This is a genomic window from Aureimonas sp. Leaf324 (assembly GCF_001423245.1).
In the GTDB taxonomy this organism is placed as follows: domain Bacteria; phylum Pseudomonadota; class Alphaproteobacteria; order Rhizobiales; family Rhizobiaceae; genus Aureimonas.
Genome location: NZ_LMOH01000001.1, coordinates 186,159 through 204,078 on the forward strand (window position 1 = coordinate 186,159; position 17,920 = coordinate 204,078).

14 protein-coding genes are annotated in these 17,920 nt (G+C 68.9%); 6 read left to right on the forward strand and 8 right to left on the reverse strand.

Translation table 11 applies throughout. The features are described 5' to 3' along the window. Positions 1-4 precede the first annotated feature (4 nt). A complete protein-coding gene (gene ubiA, locus ASF65_RS00975) occupies positions 5-1,006 on the reverse strand; it encodes a 4-hydroxybenzoate octaprenyltransferase (RefSeq protein WP_055883817.1) in 1,002 nt (333 codons plus the stop codon). Between the two features lie 142 nt (positions 1,007-1,148). On the opposite strand from ubiA, the gene purD reads away from it, so the two are divergent. The 6 genes from purD to ASF65_RS01005 all read left to right on the forward strand — a co-directional run bounded on the left by purD (position 1,149) and on the right by ASF65_RS01005 (position 10,773). Continuing rightward, entirely contained in the window at positions 1,149-2,420 is a 1,272-nt protein-coding gene (purD, locus tag ASF65_RS00980; protein ID WP_055884961.1) for a phosphoribosylamine--glycine ligase, read from the forward strand. Positions 2,421-2,499: 79 nt separating this feature from the next. Further along, the gene (locus ASF65_RS00985; RefSeq protein ID WP_055883819.1) at positions 2,500-4,776 is read left to right on the forward strand and encodes an acyl-CoA dehydrogenase; all 2,277 of its coding nucleotides are present in this window, start codon (positions 2,500-2,502) and stop codon (positions 4,774-4,776) included. Next, a complete protein-coding gene (locus ASF65_RS00990) occupies positions 4,773-6,056 on the forward strand; it encodes an acetyl-CoA C-acetyltransferase (RefSeq protein WP_055883821.1) in 1,284 nt (427 codons plus the stop codon). The genes ASF65_RS00985 and ASF65_RS00990 overlap by 4 nt, the downstream gene beginning before the upstream one ends. Beyond that, complete coding sequence (locus tag ASF65_RS00995) at positions 6,053-8,173, forward strand: 3-hydroxyacyl-CoA dehydrogenase NAD-binding domain-containing protein (protein WP_244486520.1); 2,121 nt, start codon at positions 6,053-6,055, stop codon at positions 8,171-8,173. The genes ASF65_RS00990 and ASF65_RS00995 overlap by 4 nt, the downstream gene beginning before the upstream one ends. A gap of 78 nt (positions 8,174-8,251) precedes the next feature. Next, positions 8,252-10,024, forward strand: coding sequence for an acyl-CoA dehydrogenase (locus ASF65_RS01000; protein ID WP_055883827.1), 1,773 nt, complete (start codon positions 8,252-8,254; stop codon positions 10,022-10,024). A gap of 8 nt (positions 10,025-10,032) precedes the next feature. Further along, positions 10,033-10,773, forward strand: coding sequence for a crotonase/enoyl-CoA hydratase family protein (locus tag ASF65_RS01005; RefSeq protein ID WP_055883830.1), 741 nt, complete (start codon positions 10,033-10,035; stop codon positions 10,771-10,773). Here the strand turns inward: ASF65_RS01005 and ASF65_RS01010 are convergent. The 7 genes from ASF65_RS01010 to aroC all read right to left on the reverse strand — a co-directional run bounded on the left by ASF65_RS01010 (position 10,770) and on the right by aroC (position 17,750). Then, positions 10,770-11,381, reverse strand: a complete 612-nt coding sequence (locus ASF65_RS01010) for a DedA family protein (RefSeq protein WP_055883834.1) — start codon at positions 11,379-11,381, stop codon at positions 10,770-10,772. The two genes, ASF65_RS01005 and ASF65_RS01010, sit on opposite strands and share 4 nt — an antisense overlap. Positions 11,382-11,388: 7 nt before the next feature. Beyond that, entirely contained in the window at positions 11,389-12,615 is a 1,227-nt protein-coding gene (locus ASF65_RS01015) for a class I SAM-dependent RNA methyltransferase (RefSeq protein WP_055883837.1), read from the reverse strand. Then, a complete protein-coding gene (locus ASF65_RS01020) occupies positions 12,612-13,358 on the reverse strand; it encodes a TlyA family RNA methyltransferase (RefSeq protein ID WP_055883840.1) in 747 nt (248 codons plus the stop codon). Before ASF65_RS01020 ends, ASF65_RS01015 begins: the two co-directional genes overlap by 4 nt. 11 nt (positions 13,359-13,369) lie before the next feature. Next, complete coding sequence (gene dxs / locus ASF65_RS01025) at positions 13,370-15,286, reverse strand: 1-deoxy-D-xylulose-5-phosphate synthase (protein WP_244486521.1); 1,917 nt, start codon at positions 15,284-15,286, stop codon at positions 13,370-13,372. Positions 15,287-15,385: 99 nt separating this feature from the next. Continuing rightward, the gene (locus ASF65_RS01030) at positions 15,386-15,655 is read right to left on the reverse strand and encodes an exodeoxyribonuclease VII small subunit (protein WP_055883845.1); all 270 of its coding nucleotides are present in this window, start codon (positions 15,653-15,655) and stop codon (positions 15,386-15,388) included. Between the two features lie 24 nt (positions 15,656-15,679). Continuing rightward, the gene (locus ASF65_RS01035) at positions 15,680-16,606 is read right to left on the reverse strand and encodes a histone deacetylase family protein (protein ID WP_055884963.1); all 927 of its coding nucleotides are present in this window, start codon (positions 16,604-16,606) and stop codon (positions 15,680-15,682) included. Positions 16,607-16,658: 52 nt separating this feature from the next. Beyond that, a complete protein-coding gene (gene aroC / locus ASF65_RS01040) occupies positions 16,659-17,750 on the reverse strand; it encodes a chorismate synthase (protein ID WP_055883847.1) in 1,092 nt (363 codons plus the stop codon). Positions 17,751-17,920: the final 170 nt, after the last annotated feature.

Sequence of the window (17,920 nt, forward strand, 5' to 3'; positions counted from 1 at the left end):
GCCGTCAGTAGAAGCGGGGGAACGAGAGCATCCACAGGCTGGAGAAGACCAGCCCGAGGAAGATGATCCAGCCGAACAGCCCGTTCGACTTGAAGAGCTTCAGACACTCGTCGGCATTGTCGATGTCGAGGCTGCGGATCTGCCACCCCATCTGCACGGCCCCGAGGAGCAGCCCGGCATAGGCCGGCCACGCGGGACCGGCGCTGCCCACGCCTGCCTGCCGGAAGGCCAGCGCGAAGAGAACGAGCGCGCCGCCGTAGAGGAGAACGAGCGCGGTCTTGGTCCGGCGACCGAACAGCCGTGCCGTCGAGCGCACGCCGACGAGGGCGTCGTCCTCGCGGTCCTGATGGGCGTAGATCGTGTCGTAACCGACCGTCCAGAGCACCGCGCCGAAATAGAGTAGCAGCGGGCTCAGCGAGAGCGTGCCCCAGAAGGTCGCCCAGCCCATCAGCGCGCCCCACGAGAATGCGAAGCCGAGGCCGAGCTGCGGCCAGTCCGTTACCCGTTTCAGGAACGGGTAGACCGCGACGACCCCGAGCGACGCGATGCCGAGCACGATCGCGAAGAGATTGAACTGCACGAGGACGAGAAGGCCGACCAGCGCCTGCGCCACCAGGAACGCCTTCGCGCGTCCGGGCGTGACCCGGCCCGACGGCAGCGGGCGCGAGCGGGTGCGCGCGACCATCGCGTCGATCTTCTGGTCCACGAGGTCGTTGTAGGTGCAGCCGGCCCCCCGCATGGCGATGGAGCCGATCAGGAACAGGATGAGGTGCCAGAGGTCCGGCAGCCCGGTGTGCACGGCCGAGGGTGCCGCCCATTGCGGCGCCAGCGCCGCCGACCACCAGCACGGCCAGAGGAGGAGCTGCCAGCCGATCGGCCGGTCCCAGCGCGCGAGCTGCGCATAGGGCCAGAGCGCCCGCGGCAGAAGGCGGTAGACCCAGTTCTCGGACGGGGCATCCACCACCCGGTCGACCGGGCTTCCCGTTGAATCATCCTGAAAACGCATGGGACAGGCAAAAGCCCGCCGAGGTCCATCGCGTCAAGCCCCGGCCGGCGGCGTGGGTAAATCACTTGACCCCCCGCGCACCGAGCCTCTATCGCCGCCCCATGGTCGCTCTTCGCGCAACGGGCATGGAAACAAGATGGCTATCGACGTCCTTCTGATCGGCTCCGGTGGCCGCGAACATGCGCTGGCCTGGAAGCTCAAGCAGTCCGGCGAACTCGGCCGCCTGTTCGCCGCACCTGGCAATCCCGGCATCGCAACCGTCGCCGAACTCGCCGTCGTCGATCCGGCCGATCACGCCGCCGTCGTCGCGTTCTGCCGGCAGGCGGCGATCGGCCTCGTCGTCGTCGGCCCGGAAGTGCCGCTGGTCGCGGGGCTCGCCGACGCGCTGCGCGAGGCGGACATTCCCGTCTTCGGTCCGAGCGCCGCCGCCGCGCGGCTCGAAGGCTCCAAGGGCTTCACCAAGGACCTATGCTCCCGGAAGGGCATCCCGACTGCGCGATACCGCCGCTTCTCGGATGCCGAGAACGCGAAGGCCTACGTGACGGCGGAAGGCGCGCCGATCGTGATCAAGGCGGACGGGCTGGCCGCCGGCAAGGGCGTGACAGTCGCCACGACCGTCGACGAAGCGTGCCGGGCCGTTGACGACTGCTTCACTGATGCTGCGGGCGGCGTCGAGGTGGTGGTCGAGGAATGCATGGTCGGCCCGGAGGCCTCGCTCTTCTGCCTGTGCGACGGCGAGAACGCCATCGCCTTCGGAACGGCGGAAGACCACAAGCGCGCCTATGACGGCGACCGGGGGCCGAACACCGGCGGAATGGGCGCCTACTCGCCCTCCGGCCTGGTGACCCCGGAAATGACCGAGCGGGCAATGCGCGAGATCGTGCGCCCGACCCTCGAAGGGATGCGGGAACTCGGCGCGCCGTTCCGCGGCGTTCTCTATGCCGGCCTGATGCTGACCGCCGAAGGGCCGAAGCTCATCGAGTACAACGTCCGCTTCGGCGATCCGGAAGCGCAGGTGCTGATGATGCGCCTCGAAAGCGATCTTCTGCCGATCCTTCTCACCGCGGCCACCGGTTCGCTCACGGGCGTCGAGCCGCGCTGGTCGCCGGAGCCGGCGGTCACGGTCGTGCTCGCCGCCAAGGGCTATCCCGGCGCGGTGGAGAAGGGGACGGTCATCGGTTCCGTGCCCGAGGACGGCGAGGGAGAGATCGTCTTCCACGCCGGAACGGCCGTGAAGGACGGACGGCTCGTCGCCAGCGGCGGTCGCGTCCTCAACGCCACGGCACGCGATGCCGACATCGGCCGGGCGATCGAGCGCGCCTACGCGCTCGTCGACGCCATCGACTGGCCGGACGGCTTCTGCCGTCGCGACATCGCCCACCGCGCGCGGGTGAGACGAGCGACATTGACGTGAACGGCATGGCATTGACCGTTCGCCACCATATGTGACGAACGAGCGCATCGCGCGGCCGACGACCCATGGGAGGAGAACCATGTCGTTTCGAAAAGAGCGTCTGACCCGTCCGATCTTCCGGTGGGCCCAAACCGCCATGCCGCCGATCTCGGACACCGAAGCCAAGGCGATCGACGCCGGCACGGTCTGGTGGGACGGCGAGCTCTTCAGCGGCGCACCGGACTGGGACAGGCTTCTCGCGATGCCCCCGGCGCGGCTGACGGACGAGGAACAGGCCTTCCTCGACGGTCCCGTCACCGAACTCTGCGCGATGATCGACGAATGGAAGATCGTCTGGGAAGATCATGATCTACCTCCGGAAATCTGGGATTTCCTGAAGCGCGAAAAGTTCTTCGGGATGATTATTCCGAAGGAATACGGCGGCCTCGGCTTTTCCAACACGGCCCATTCCGAGGTGGTGCGGAAGGTGTCGTCGGCGAGCGTCGCGGTCGGTGTGACGGTCATGGTGCCGAACTCGCTCGGCCCCGGCGAACTCATGCTGCATTTCGGCACGCAGGCGCAGCGCGACCACTGGCTGCCGCGCCTTGCCGACGGGCGCGAAATCCCGTGCTTCGGCCTCACCTCCGATCGCGCCGGCTCGGACGCGGCGGCGATGACGGATCGCGGCGTCGTGGCATATGGCGAGTTCGACGGGCAGCGGACGCTCGGCATCCGTCTGAACTTCGCCAAGCGCTACATCACGCTTGCCCCGGTTGCGACCGTGATGGGTCTCGCCTTCAAGCTGTTCGACCCCGAGGGCCATCTCGGCCGCGGCGAAGAACTCGGCATCACGGTCGCCCTGATTCCGACTTCGACGCCGGGCGTACGCCACGGCGACCGCCACATCCCGCAGTTCACATTCTTCCAGAACGGCCCGCTTTACGGCGAGGACGTCTTCATCCCGATGGACTGGATCCTCGGCGGCGAAGCGCAGATCGGCGAGGGCTGGACCATGCTGATGAAGGCGCTGGCGACCGGTCGCGGCATCTCGCTGCCCTCGCAGGCTGCCTCCGCCACGGCGATGACGGCGCGCATGGCCGGCGCCTATGCGCGCGTGCGCCAGCAGTTCGGCCTGCCGATCGGCATGTTCGAGGGCATTCAGGAGCCGCTCGCGGAACTCGCCGCCACCGCCTACCAGGTGGACGCGGCACGACGCCTGACGGTCGCCGCGCTCGACGAAGGGCATCGGCCCTCGGTCGTCTCGGCCATCATGAAGCAGAACGCGACCGAGCTGATGCGCAAGTCCGTCGCCCACGCGATGGATATCCTCGGCGGCAAGGCGATCATCGACGGCCCGTCCAACCCGATCGGCGCCTCGCATCGATCGGTGCCGATCGGCATCACGGTCGAGGGCGCCAACATCCTGACGCGCAACCTGATGATCTTCGGGCAGGGCGCGATTCGCGCCCATCCTCACATGCTCGACGAGATGCGGGCACTGTCCAACCCCGATCGCGAACAGGGGCTGGCCGAGTTCGACCGCCACTTCTGGAAGCATGTCGGCCATTCCACGACGAACCTCCTGCGCACTCTTCTGTTCGGGTGGACCGGCGGTCTGGCCGCGCCGGCGCCGCGCGGCGCCGCCTTCACCAGCCATTGGCGGCAGCTTTCGCGCTATGCCGCGACCTTCTCGATGCTGGCCGACCTCGCTCTCCTCACCCTCGGCGGAAACCTCAAGCGGCGCGAAATGATCTCCGCGCGCCTCGGCGACATCCTGTCGGAACTCTATCTCCTCGGCGCAACGCTGAAGCGCTTCGAGACGGACGGCCGCCCCGAGGTGGACAAGCCGATCGTCGAGTTCGTGATGCAGCGCGGCTTCAACCGGATGGGCCTCGCCTTCGCCGGCGTCTTCGCCAACCTGCCGGCGCGCTGGGCCGCGATGGGGGCCCGGATCATCGCCTTTCCGCTCGGCGTCCCGCTCCGCCCGCCGGCCGACGAACTGGTGACGGAAGTGGCCGAAATCCTGATGCGTCCGTCGTCGCAGCGGGACCGTCTGACGCCGGATCTCTATCTCGGCGAGGGACGCCCCGACCATCCCATCGCCGTTCTCGAAGAGGCCTTCGCGAAGGTCACCGAAACGGCCGCGATCGCCAAGCGGATGCGCGCGGCCAAGCTGCGCGACCCGCAAGCGGCGCTGGACGGCGGCGTCATCACGCCGGAAGAGTTCGAGGAGCTGGCCGTTGCCGAGGCGGCGGTCGCGCGCGCGGTCGCGGTGGACAGTTTTCCGATGGAGATGGTCTCGCCGCTGGCCGCCCAGCATCGTCGCCCGGACGACGGGCGCGAGGACGACGGCGCGCGCGCCGAGGCCGCCGAATGACGAGGGCCGTCTATCTCGTCGATGGCGCCCGCACGCCCTTCATCAAGGCGCGGGGCAAGCCGGGACCGTTCACGCCGGTCGATCTTGCGGTCCAGTGCGGCCGACCGCTGCTGATGCGCCAGAGGTTCGATCCGTCCCTGATCGACCGCGTGGTGCTCGGCTGCGTCAACGTCATCGCCGACGAGATGAACCCGGCGCGCGTCGCGGCGCTGCGCCTCGGACTGCCCGACACCGTCCCGGCGCACACCGTCCAGATCAACTGCGGGTCAGGCATGCTCGCGATCGACGACGCGATGCGCGCCGTGGCGGACGGTCGCTCGGAGATCGCGCTGGCGGGCGGCGCGGAAGCGCTCAGCCATTCGCCGCTCGTCCTCAGCGGCGATGCGGTCCAGTGGTTCGCGCGCCTCAACGGCGCTCGCTCGACGGGCGCACGGCTCAAGGTGCTCGCCGGGCTGAAGCCCGGGTTCCTCAAACCCGTGATCGGACTGGAGCGCGGCCTGACCGACCCGATCACCGACCTGAACATGGGCCAGACCGCCGAGAAGGTCGGTCATCTCTTCGGCATCACGCGCCGCGAGGCGGACGAGTACGCGGCCGAAAGCCATCGCCGGCTTGCCGCCGCGCAAGTGGACGGCTCCCTGGCGGGCGAAGTCGTTCCGGCCTTCTCGCGCGACGGGCGCGTGTTCGACCGCGACGACGGCGTGCGGCCGGACTCCACCGCCCGCAGCCTCGGCGGCTTGAAACCAGTGTTCGAGCGGCCCTACGGCAACGTCACCGCCGGCAATTCCTCGCAGATCACCGACGGCGCGAGCTGGACGCTTCTCGCCTCGGAGGAGGCGGTCGCTCGGCACGGACTGACACCTCTCGCGCGGATCGTCGATTGCCGCTGGAGCGCACTCGACCCGTCGATCATGGGCCTCGGTCCGGTGATCGCGATCGCGGCGCTTCTGAAGCACAACAGGCTCTCGCTTTCCGAGGTCGGGCTCTTCGAGATCAACGAGGCCTTCGCCGCTCAGGTCCTCGCCTGCATCCGGGCGCTCGGCGACGAGCGCGTCGGGCGCGAGGTGCTCGGGTTCGACGGCGCCGTCGGCGAGATCGCGGCCGACCGGTTGAATGTCGACGGCGGTGCGATTGCACTTGGTCATCCCGTCGGCACGTCCGGCAACCGCATCACGCTCCACCTCGCCAACGCCACGCGCCGCCGCGGCGTCCGCTACGGCATCGCCAGCCAGTGCGTCGGCGGCGGACAGGGCGGCGCGCTGCTTCTGGAGGCCGCATGACGGTCGATGACCCTCGGATGACCGGCACGAGCCTTCTTGGAGCGCTGGCGGATCGCGCGCTCGAACTCTCGGCCGCCGCCGATGTCGAGCGCCGGGGCAACTGGCGCCAGGCGGTGGACGAGGATGGGGTGGCCTGGTGGGTCCTCGATCGTCCGGGCAAATCGGTGAATACGATCGATCGAAGCGTCCTCGAAGACCTCGACGCCTTGATCGACGGCGCGGAAGCCGCCCCGCCGCGAGGCATCGTGATCCGGTCCGCCAAGCCGTCCGGCTTTGCCGCCGGCGCCGACATCGCGCAGTTCGTCGGGGCGGGAAGCGCCGAGATCGCCGCGATGCTCGAGGAAGGGCACCGCGTTCTCGACCGCCTGGCCGCCATGCCGATGCCGACCGTCGCCGTGATCCACGGTCATTGCCTCGGGGCGGGGCTGGAGATCGCGCTCGCCTGCCGCCTTCGCATCGCCGTGTCCGACGCCTCGCTCGGTTTCCCGGAGGTCATGCTGGGCCTGCATCCGGGGCTCGGCGGAACGTTCCGCTCGCTGGCGGTGGCCGATCCGCTGGAAGCGATGACGATGATGCTCACCGGCAAGAGTGCGCCGGCGCGACGCGCGCGGCGGATCGGGCTGGTCGATGCCGTGGTGGAAGAACGCCATGTCCTCAACGCCGTGCGCGCGGCGGTCGGCGGCGAGCTTCATCCGGCCGGCGCCGGCTGGAAGGGCAAGGCTTTCACGCTGCGCCCGGCCCGGAGCCTTGCCGCTCGGCGCATGCGCGCCGAAGCGGCGAAGGCGGCGCGACCGGAAAATTACCCCGCGCCCTTCCGGCTGATCGATCTGTGGGAAGCGCACGGCCGCAGCCCGGACCGCATGCGCGCGGCCGAACTCGACAGCTTCTCGCAGCTCGTCGAGACACCGACGTCGCGCAACCTCGTTCGCGTGTTCTTCCTGCGCGAGGCGATGCGCGGCCTGAAGGACGGCCCGTCGGACATCCGGCGGGTTCACGTCATCGGTGCGGGCGCGATGGGCGGCGATATCGCAGCTTGGGCGGCGCGGGAAGACTTTCGCGTTTCCCTGTCCGACATCGATGCGAAGCCGATCGGCGAGGCGTTGCGCAAGGCGACGTCCATGCTGGAAAAGTCGCTGAAGGACAAGCTCAGGGTCCGCGACGCGCTGGATCGGCTGGTGCCCGATCCCGCCGGCTTCGGCATCGCGGGCGCCGACCTCGTGATCGAGGCGGCGCCGGAGCGGCTGGACCTCAAGCAGTCGATCCTGCGAGACGCCGAGTCGCGGATGAAGCCGGGCGCGATCCTCGCGACGAACACGTCCGCGCTGCCGCTGCCCGACCTCGCCGCCGGGCTCGCCGATCCGTCGCGGTTCGTCGGCCTGCACTTCTTCAATCCCGTCTCGCGCATGCAACTGGTCGAAGTGGTCCAGCACGATGGGCTCTCGCCCGAGACACTGCGCCGGGCGACGAGCTTCGTCGCGGAGGTTTCGCGCCTACCGGCGCCCGTGAGGCCGACCGCCGGCTTCCTCGTGAACCGCGCGCTGACGCCTTATATCGCGGAGGCGATCCTCCTGATGGGCGAGGGCATCCCCAAGGAGCGGATCGACGCGCGAGCCGAGGCGTTCGGCATGCCGATGGGACCGGTGGAACTTGCCGATCGCGTCGGGCTCGACATCGCGGTCGAGGTCGCACAGACCCTGGCCGAGCGCCTCGGCATGCCGCTGCCGGAAATGCCGGGCTGGCTTCACCAGATGGTGCGCGAAGGTCGGCTTGGCGTAAAGACCGGCGCGGGGCTCTACGACTACGACGCGGAAGGCAAACCGAAGAAGATACACCTGGACGCCCTGCCGGACGGTTCCGCCGACGATCCGAATCTCGAGGATCGGCTCATCCTGCCGATGATCAACACCGTCGTCGCGTGCCTGCGGGAAGGCGTCGTGAAGAGCGAGGAGATTGCCGACGGGGCTATGGTCTTCGGTACCGGCTTCGCTCCGTTCCGCGGTGGTCCGATCCGATATGCAAGGGAGCGCGGCGTCGATACCGTGATCGCTCGGTTGCGTGAACTCGAAATGGCGCATGGGCCCCGGTTTCGGCCGGATGCCGGTTGGGATCGTCTTTGACGCGACAGTCTAAACTTTGACGTTCACGTCAAAGTCCGATAGCCATAGGCCAAGCTATGACGTTCGGGAGGAAGACGGATGTATCGGGCACCGGTGGGCGAGATCGGCTTCACGCTTCGGCATGTCGCGGGGCTCGAGGAGGCGATGGCGCGAGGCGCGACGGGCGACCTGACGCCCGATCTCCTTGATGCGATCCTGGACGAAGCCGGGCGGTTTGCCGATAGCGAGATCGCCCCGTTGGCCGCAGGCGGTGACAAGACCGGCGCCGTCTGGCGCGACGGTACGGTGACCATGCCGCCCGGCTGGCGCGACCTCTACCATCGCTGGATCGACGGCGGCTGGAACGGACTGACCGGGCCGGTGGACCATGGCGGGCAGGGCCTGCCGACCTCGCTGTCGGCCGCGATCTACGAGATGTGGAACGGCGCGTCGATGGCCTTCGGCATCGGGCCGACCCTGACGCTCGGTGCGGTTGACGCGCTCGAGGCGCACGGGACGGACGCGCTCCGCGCGATCTACCTCGACAAGCTCGTGTCCGGCGAATGGATGGGCACGATGAACCTCACCGAGCCGCAGGCCGGCTCGGACCTTTCGGCGCTGCGCACACGAGCCGAGCGGCGGGACGACGGCACCTATCGCATCTTCGGCTCGAAGATCTTCATCACCTTCGGCGAGCACGACCTGACCGACAACATCGTGCACCTCGTCCTCGCGCGGCTGCCCGACGCCCCGGCGGGGGTGAAGGGCATCTCGCTGTTCCTGGTGCCCAAGCGCCTCGTCAACCCTAACGGCTCGCTCGGGGCCCGCAACGACGTGTTGTGCCAGTCGATCGAGCACAAGCTCGGCATCCACGCCTCGCCGACCTGCACCATGGTCTACGGCGACGGCATCGGGGAGACGGGGGAGGCGGGTGCTGTCGGCTGGCTCGTCGGCGACGAGAACAAGGGTCTCGCCTGCATGTTCACGATGATGAACTCGGCGCGCCTATATGTCGGGATCCAAGGGCTCGGCGTCGCCCAGGCCGCCTTCCAGAAGGCGCTGGACTTCGCCCGCGAGCGCCGACAGGGCCGCTCGGCGGTTCCCGGCGCGACGGACATGGCGCCGATCGTCGAGCATGCCGACGTCGTGCGCATGCTTCTCACGATGAAGGCGCTCGTCGGCTCGGCGCGGGCGATCGCCTACTCCTGCGGTCACGCGATCGACCGGTCGCGGCAGGACGGCGACGACAAGCGCTTCTGGGCGGAGCGGGCGAGCCTTCTGACGCCGATGGCAAAGAGCTTCCCCACCGATGTCGGCGTCGAGGTCGCTTCGCTCGGCATCCAGGTGCATGGCGGCATGGGCTTCGTGGAGGAGACGGGCGCCGCGCGCCTCCTGCGCGACGCGCGCATCGCGCCGATCTACGAGGGCACCAACGGTATCCAGGCGATCGACCTCGTGACGCGCAAGCTGCCGCTGTCCGGCGGCGAGACCGTGCGCACCTACATCGCGGAACTCGAGGAGATCGTGACGAGCGTCGAGCAAAGCAACCGGCCCGACTTCGGTCGGTCGGCGGAGCGTCTGCGCGCCGCCATCGCCGCGCTGCGCGAGACGACCGAGCGCCTGCTTGAGTGGATGGCGCAGGGCGAAACCGGCGCGGCGCTGGCCGGCGCCACCGCCTACCAGCGTCTGTTCTCGCTGACGGCCGGCAACTGCTATCTCGCCAAGGGCGCGCTGGCGGACGCCGACACGCCGTCGCGCGCGGCATTGGCCCGCTTCATGTCCGAGACGCTGCTGCCCGACGTCCACGCCCTGTCGGCCGAGGTGATGGACGGGGGCGAAAGCCTGCGCGCCGCCACCGCAGCCCTGAACTGAGGACCGACATGAGCCAGCACATCCGCGTCGAGACCCGCGACGGCGTCTGCCGCATCCGCGTCGACCGCGCCGAAAAGAAGAATGCCCTCGACCGCGCGATGTACCGCGCGCTGGATGAGGCGCTGACGCGCGCCGATGCCGACCCGTCCGTCGGCTGCATCCTCTTCTGCGGGTCTCCGGGCGCGTTCTCCGCCGGCAACGACATCGCCGACTTCGTCGCCTTTGCCGGCTCCGACCGCCCGATGGGCGAGCTGATGGATTTCCTCCACACGCTGGCCGGTATGGGAAAGCCGATGATCGCGGCGGTGGATGGGCTGGCGATCGGGATCGGCACGACGCTGCTTCTCCACTGCGATCTCGTCTACGCCACGCCGCGTTCGCTTTTTCGCACCCCGTTCTCCGATCTCGGCATCGTGCCGGAGGCAGCCTCGAGTCTCCTCGGACCCTCGGCGATGGGGCACCAGCGCGCCTTCGCCCTTCTGGTGATGGGCGAGACCTGGGATGCGGAGAAGGCGCGCGAGGCCGGTCTCGTCCTTTCGATCGTGGCCGACGCGGAAGCCGACGGCGAAGCGGCAGCGCGCCGCCTGGCGGCAAAACCGCGCGAGGCGGTGCGGATCGGCCGCGATCTCCTGCGGGCGACGCCGGACGCCGTGCGCGAGCGCATCGCCTTGGAGGCGGACCATTTCCAGGAGCGTCTTCGTTCCCCGGAGGCGCAGGCGGCCTTCGCCGCCTTCCTGACGCGCGGTTAGGACGACTTCTCGCGCTGGGCCTTCAGCTTGCGGCGGAACTGCAGCACGGTCCCGCCGCTGAGGATCAGGAACACGACCGCGATCGCCGCGTAGGCCCAGGGGCTGCCGTGGAGATAGGTGTCGATGCGGTCTCCGAGGATATACGCCCCGAAGCCGTAGGCGCCCGACCAGAGCGCGGCGCCGAGCGCGTTGTAGAAAAGGAAGGACCACCAGGGGAAGTGCAGCGTCCCGGCCGCGAAGCCGCAGACCTGGCGGAGGATCAGGATAAATCGCGCGATCAGGACGATCGGCGGCCCGACCGTGCGGAACCGTTCCTCGACATAGCGATACTTTTCCGGGGTCAGCCCGATGCGATGGCCATGCAGCGCGACGAGCTGGCTGCCGTAGCGATGGCCGAGCCAGTAGCCGAGATTGTCGCCGAGCGTGCCGCCGAGCCAGGCGGAGACGAACACGCCCCAGACGTTCAACTGACCGTGCCCAGCCATGATGCCGGCCGCGATCAGGATGCTCTCGCCGGGAAATGGCAGTCCTGTGGATTCGAGGAAGATCGACAGGAACAGGATGCCGTAGCCATAGTCCTGCAGAAAGCCGGTGATCCAGTCCAGCATCGCACCCTCAACGCTCGAAGAGAGCGACCGCCTCGACGTGGTGCGACCAGAGGAACTGGTCGATCGGCGTGACGGACAGCAGCCTGTAGCCGCCGCCGACCAGGATCGCGGCATCGCGCGCCAGCGTCACCGGATTGCAGGACACGGCGGCGATCCGCTTGACGCTGGAGGCCGCCAGTTCGCGAGACTGCGCTTCCGCGCCGGCGCGCGGTGGGTCGAACAGGACGCCGTCGAACTTCGAGAGTTCCTTCAACGTCAGCGGACGGCGATAGAGATCGCGCCGCTCGATGGCGATCGGCTTCAGTCCGGTGGCGCCGCGTTTGGCCTTTTCCAGCGCGGCCAGCGCCGGGGCGTCGAATTCGGCCGCGTGCACCGCGTGCCGCCGGGCAAGCCGCAGCGAGAACGCGCCGAAGCCAGAGAAGAGATCGGCGACCGACTTCGACGGCGCGAGATGCGCCAGCGCGATGTCGGCCATGTGCTCCTCGGCCCGGCCGACCGCCTGCAGAAACGCGCCGGGCGGGAAGGGGACGGCGATGCCGGCCACGTCGATCACCGGTACGCGATTCTCGATCAGCGTCTCGCCGTCGACGGAGAGGCGTGCGACCGCGCCATCCTCCGCACCCCAGGCGATCGTGGCCTGTCGCAGGTCGCCGGTGAGCTTGGCGGTCTGCTCGATGGCGACGTCGAGCCCGGTGGTGGTGCGCGTGACTGTCATCCGCAGCTCGCGCTTGCGGTCGATCAGGAGCGTCGCCAGCCGTTCGAAGCGTTTCAGCCGCGCGACGATCTCCGGCACCACGACAAGGCAGGTCTCGATCGGCGCGATGCGGTGGCTGAGCGCCTCGTGGAAGCCGAAGAGAACCTTCGGACCGGCGCGCACGGCCGTGAAGACGGCTCGGCGGCGCGAGGCGGGGGCGCAGGGCACGAGCGGCGCGATGTCCGGCGACAAGCCCTCGCGCGACAGGGCGTCGACCACGAGATCGCGCTTGAAGGTCGCATAGAGGTCGTCGCTGAGATGCTGCAGGTCGCAGCCCCCGCAGCGGCCGAAATGCGGGCAGGGCGCCTCGCGCCGGTCGGGCGAGGGCGCGTCGACCGACAGAAGCTGGCCCCGGCCCCCTTGGCGCTCGATCGTCACGCGCTCGCCCGGCAGCGCGAACGGCACGAAGACCATGGTCGGCTGGCGCGCGATGCCGTCGCCGCGCGTACCCAGCGCATCGATCGCAACCTGCTCGCTCACGCCTTCACTCCACCCAACAGAAATTCCGTGTTGCCGTCGCCGCCCGTGATCGGCGACGGCTCGATCCCGAGCGACCGCCAATTGGGCTGCTCGTTCAGCCAGTCCGCCAGCTCGGCCGCGATCGAGGGCGCCGTGGTCGGGTCCCGCAACAGGCCGCCCTTGCCGATCGCCTCGCGCCCGGCCTCGAACTGCGGCTTGACGAGAAGCACAGCCTTCGCGCCGCTTTCTGCGAGCGCGAGGGCCGGCGGGAGCGCCAGCCGCAGCGAGATGAAGCTCACGTCGGACACGACGAGACCGATCCGGCGACCGCCGAGATGCTCGGCTGATAGATCGCGCGCGTTCAGCGCTTCGAGGCAGGTGACACGCGCATCCTCGCGCAATGTCGTGTGCAACTGCCCGTGGCCGACGTCAACGGCGATCACATGCGCGGCGCCTCGCTCCAGGAGAACCTGCGTGAAACCGCCGGTCGAGGCGCCGACATCGAGCGCGTCGAGCCTGTCCGGACGAATGTCGAAGGCGTCGAGGCCGGCGAGGAGCTTCAGCGCCGCGCGCGACACGTAGGCCGCGGCCGGGTCGTCGAGTTCGACCTGCGCGTTTTCGTCGACTGTCTGGCCGGGCTTCGAGACCACGACGCCCTCGACGCGGACACGGCCGCGCAGGATCGCATCGCGCGCCCGCGCGCGCGAATCGAGAAGGCGACGCTCGGCGACGAGCTGGTCCAGGCGGATGCGCTGTGCGTTCATTCCGACCCGTCTCAGGCGCGCATGACGCGCTGCGCCGTGTCGCCGAACGCGCGGAACACGGTCTCGACGATCGCGGCGCGGTCGAGGCCGGAGACCTTGATCATCGCCTCGGGCGCGGCATGGTCGACGAAGCGGTCGGGCATCGTCATCGGCCGGATCTTGATGCCGCGATCCATGAGGCCGTGGCGCGCCATATGCTCCAGAACCTGCGCGGCGAAGCCGCCAGAGGCGCCTTCCTCGATGAGGATCAGCACCTCGTGGTTTGCGGCGAGGCGCCGGATCAGGTCCGTGTCGAGCGGCTTGGCGAAGCGCGCATCGGCAACCGTCGTCGACAGGCCGAAGCCTTCGAGTTCCTCGGCCGCGGCAACCGCTTGGGCGAGACGCGAGCCGAAGGACAGGATGGCGACCTTCGAGCCCTCGCGGACGATCCGGCCGCGGCCGATCTCCAGCGCGCGCCCGCGCTCGGGCATCTCGACGCCCGTGCCGTTGCCGCGCGGGTAGCGGAACGAGATCGGACCGTCCTCGTGCTCCACGGCTGTACGGACCATGTGGCGCAGCTCCGCTTCGTCGGCCGCCGCCATCACCACCATGCCGGGAAGCGGGCACAGGAACCCGGTATCGAAGGAGCCGGCATGGGTCGGCCCGTCGGCGCCGACGAAACCGGCGCGGTCGATCGCGAACCGCACGGGAAGGTGCTGGATCGCGACGTCATGCACGATCTGGTCGTAGGCCCGCTGCAGAAAGGTCGAGTAGATCGCAACGAAGGGCTTGTATCCCTCGGTGGCGAGCCCCGCCGCGAAGGTCACCGCATGCTGCTCGGCGATACCGACGTCGAACGTCCGCTTCGGGAAAGCCTGTCCGAAGAAGTCGAGGCCGGTGCCGTCCGGCATCGCCGCGTTGATCGCGACGATCTTCTCGTCCTCGCGCGCTTCCTGGATCAGCGTCTCGGCGAAGACCTTCGTGTAGCTCGGCGCGTTCGACTTCGGCTTCGACTGCGCCCCGGTGATCACGTCGAACTTCGACACGCCGTGATACTTGTCGGCGCTGGCCTCGGCCGGGGCATAACCCTTGCCCTTGCGGGTGACGACGTGGATCAGCACCGGACCGTCGCCGTTGTCGCGCACGTTCTTAAGAACGGGCAGGAGATGGTCGAGGTCGTGCCCGTCGATCGGTCCGACGTAGTAGAAGCCGAGCTCCTCGAACATCGTGCCGCCGGTCAGGAAGCCGCGCGTGTATTCCTCGGTCTTGCGCGCACCCTCGCGCACAAACTCGGGCAGATGGCTCGTCACGGTCTTCGCGCGGTTGCGCAGCGTGCGGTACGTCTTGCCGGATACCAGACGCGCCAGATAGGCGCTCAGCGCGCCTGTCGGCGGCGCGATCGACATGTCGTTGTCGTTGAGGATCACGATCAGCCGGGCGTCGAGCGAACCGGCGTTGTTCATCGCCTCGTAGGCCATGCCCGCCGTCATCGCGCCGTCGCCGATCACGGCGATCACGTTGTTGCGGCGACCGTCCATCTCGGCGGCGACCGCCATGCCGAGGCCGGCGGAGATCGAGGTCGAAGAGTGGCCGGCGCCGAAGGGGTCGTACTCGCTCTCCGTCCGCTTGGCGAAGCCGGAGACGCCGCCCTCCTGGCGAACGGTGCGCATCGCCTCGCGGCGGCCGGTCAGGATCTTATGCGGATAGGCCTGATGGCCGACGTCCCAGATCAGCCGGTCGGCGGGCGTGTCGAACACGGCATGGATCGCGACGGTGAGCTCCACGACGCCGAGGCCGGCTCCAAGGTGCCCGCCGGTGCGCGACACCGCATCGATCAGATCCAGGCGCAGCTCGTCGGCCACCTGCCGCAGCGACGTCTCGGGCAGGGCCCGAAGATCGGCGGGCGAGGCGATGCGATCGAGAAGCGGCGTGGACGGACGCTGGGACAAGGACATCTCCTGATGCGAAGGCCGACGCGAACGCGCGCTCCGAAGGTCGGGCTTGTTAGACTGCTTTCAACCCTGGTTGTCCACCAGCGGCCCAGGCGGTCAAACCGGATCGAGCGGCTCGACGTCGACGGCCTTGCCGCCGCGCGAGAGCTTGATCTTCTCGACCTTGTCCTCAGCGGCGGACAACAGACGGTCGCAATGCGACTTCAGCTTCTCGCCGCGCTCATAGATGCGGATCGAGTGCTCCAGCGCCACGTCGCCGCGCTCGAGATCCGAGACGATCCGCTCGAGAGCCGACAGCGCTTCCTCGAAGCTCATGCGGCGGATGTCGCTGTCGTCGGCGGGCAGGGGGGCGATCGTGTCGGACATGGTGAACCTTTGTGATGCTCGCGGTCAGCCGACCATCAGGCGCTGCACGTGGGCTGCGACCGATCGTTCCAGGCCGACGAGGTCGTAGCCGCCCTCCAGCACGCTCACGAGACGGTTGCCGGAAAAGCGGGACGCGATCTCGAGAAGCTTGCCCGTCGCCCAGTCGAAGTCGGCCTCGACGAGGTTGAGACCGGCGAGCGGATCGCGGTGATGCGCGTCGAATCCGGCGGAAATGATGACGAGGTCCGGCCGGAAGCGGATCAGCGCCGGAAGGACGCGCTCGGCGAAGGCGGCCCGGAACTCGTCGGTGCCGTCGCCCTCGCTCAAGGGGACGTTGACGATGTTGCCGGCGCCCGTCTCGGCTTCCGCACCGGTGCCGGGATAGAGCGGCGCCTGATGCGTCGAGACGTACATCACAGACGGGTCGGACCAGAAGATGTCCTGCGTCCCGTTTCCATGATGCACGTCCCAGTCGATGATCGCGACCTTTTCCAGGCCGTGGACGGCCTGCGCGTGGCGGGCGGCGATGGCGGCCTGGTTGAACAGGCAGAAGCCCATCGCCGTCTCGCGCTCGGCATGGTGGCCGGGCGGCCGGGCGGCGACGAAGACGTTGCGCGCCTCGCCCGAGACCACGTCGTCCACCGCGGCGCAGGCCGCCCCCACGGCATGAAGCGCTGCGGAAAAGCTCTTCGGGCTGACGACGGTGTCGCCATCGATGCGCGTCATCCCCTCGGCCGGGGTCGCGCGCGCGATCTTGCGGACATGATCGACGGAATGGCAGCGATAGACCGCCTCCACCGAGCCTTCGGGTGCGAGCACCCGGTCGAGGTTCTGGAAGGCTTCCGCCTCCAGCGCGGCGGCGACCGCCGCCATGCGTTCGGGGCGTTCGGGATGGCCGGGGCCGGTGAGGTGTTCGGCGAAGATCGGATGGTGGTAGAGACGTGTCATCACCGGCAAACGTCTCCGATTGGAAGGACGGGCATCCGAACGCTCCAGACCGGTTTCATCGCCCGGTCTGCGCCCGATGCCTCAGATAGTGATCCGCGATCGCGCAGGCCACCATGGCTTCGCCGATCGGCACCGCGCGGATGCCGACGCACGGGTCGTGCCGGCCCTTCGTCATCACATCGACCTCTTGCCCGTCGGCGTCGACCGAGCGTCGCGGGGTGAGGATCGAGGATGTCGGCTTCACCGCGAAGCGCGCGACGATGGGCTGGCCCGTCGCGATGCCGCCGAGGATGCCGCCGGCGTGGTTCGACAGGAACTGCGGCCGTCCGTCGTTGCCCATGCGGATTTCGTCGGCATTGTCTTCGCCCGACAAGGCTGCCGACGCGAAACCGTCGCCGATCTCGACACCCTTCACCGCATTGATCGACATGAGGCCCGCGGCGATGTCGGCGTCCAGCTTGCCGTAGAGCGGGGCGCCCAGGCCGGCCGGCACGCCTTCCGCGACGACCTCGACCACGGCCCCGATCGACGAGCCGCGCTTGCGCACGCTGTCGAGAAGATCGGCCCAGCGTTCGGCCGTCTGCGCGTCGGGACAGAAGAACGGGTTGCGCCGCGTTTCGTCCCAGTCGAAGCGCGAGCGGTCGATCGCGACATCGCCGATCTGGACGAGCGCGCCGCGCACGACAAGGCCGGGCACAACCAGGCGGGCAATCGCGCCGGCGGCGACACGCGTCGCCGTCTCGCGGGCCGACGAACGCCCGCCGCCGCGATAGTCGCGGACGCCGTACTTCATGTCGTAGGAGATGTCGGCGTGACCCGGGCGATACCGCCGCGCGATCTCGGAATAGTCCTTCGAGCGCTGGTCGACGTTGTCGATATGGAGGGCGATCGGCGTACCGGTCGACCAGAGTTCGCCGTCCGCCTCGCCGGGCATCACGCCGGAAAGCACGCGCACCTGATCGGGCTCCTGCCGCTGCGTCGTGTAGCGCGACTGGCCGGGGCGGCGCTCGTCGAGATAGCGCTGGATCTGCGCTTCCGAGAAGCGCAGGCCCGGCGGCGTTCCGTCCACGACGCAGCCGATGGCGGCGCCGTGGCTCTCGCCCCAGGTCGTCACGCGGAAGAGGTGGCCGAAGCTGTTATGCGACATGAGTGGTCCGCCGATCCCGTTGGCGCGCGCTCCGTAGCGCGACGGCCGTCTGGGCGGGGTTGATGCAGCGAATTCGTCGGCGCGGCAAGTCGCCGGGCGCCCGAAAAAACCATAATCATCCCCGAACCTCCCCTTGGTCAGAATCGAGCCGGGGCCCAACTTCACCCCCG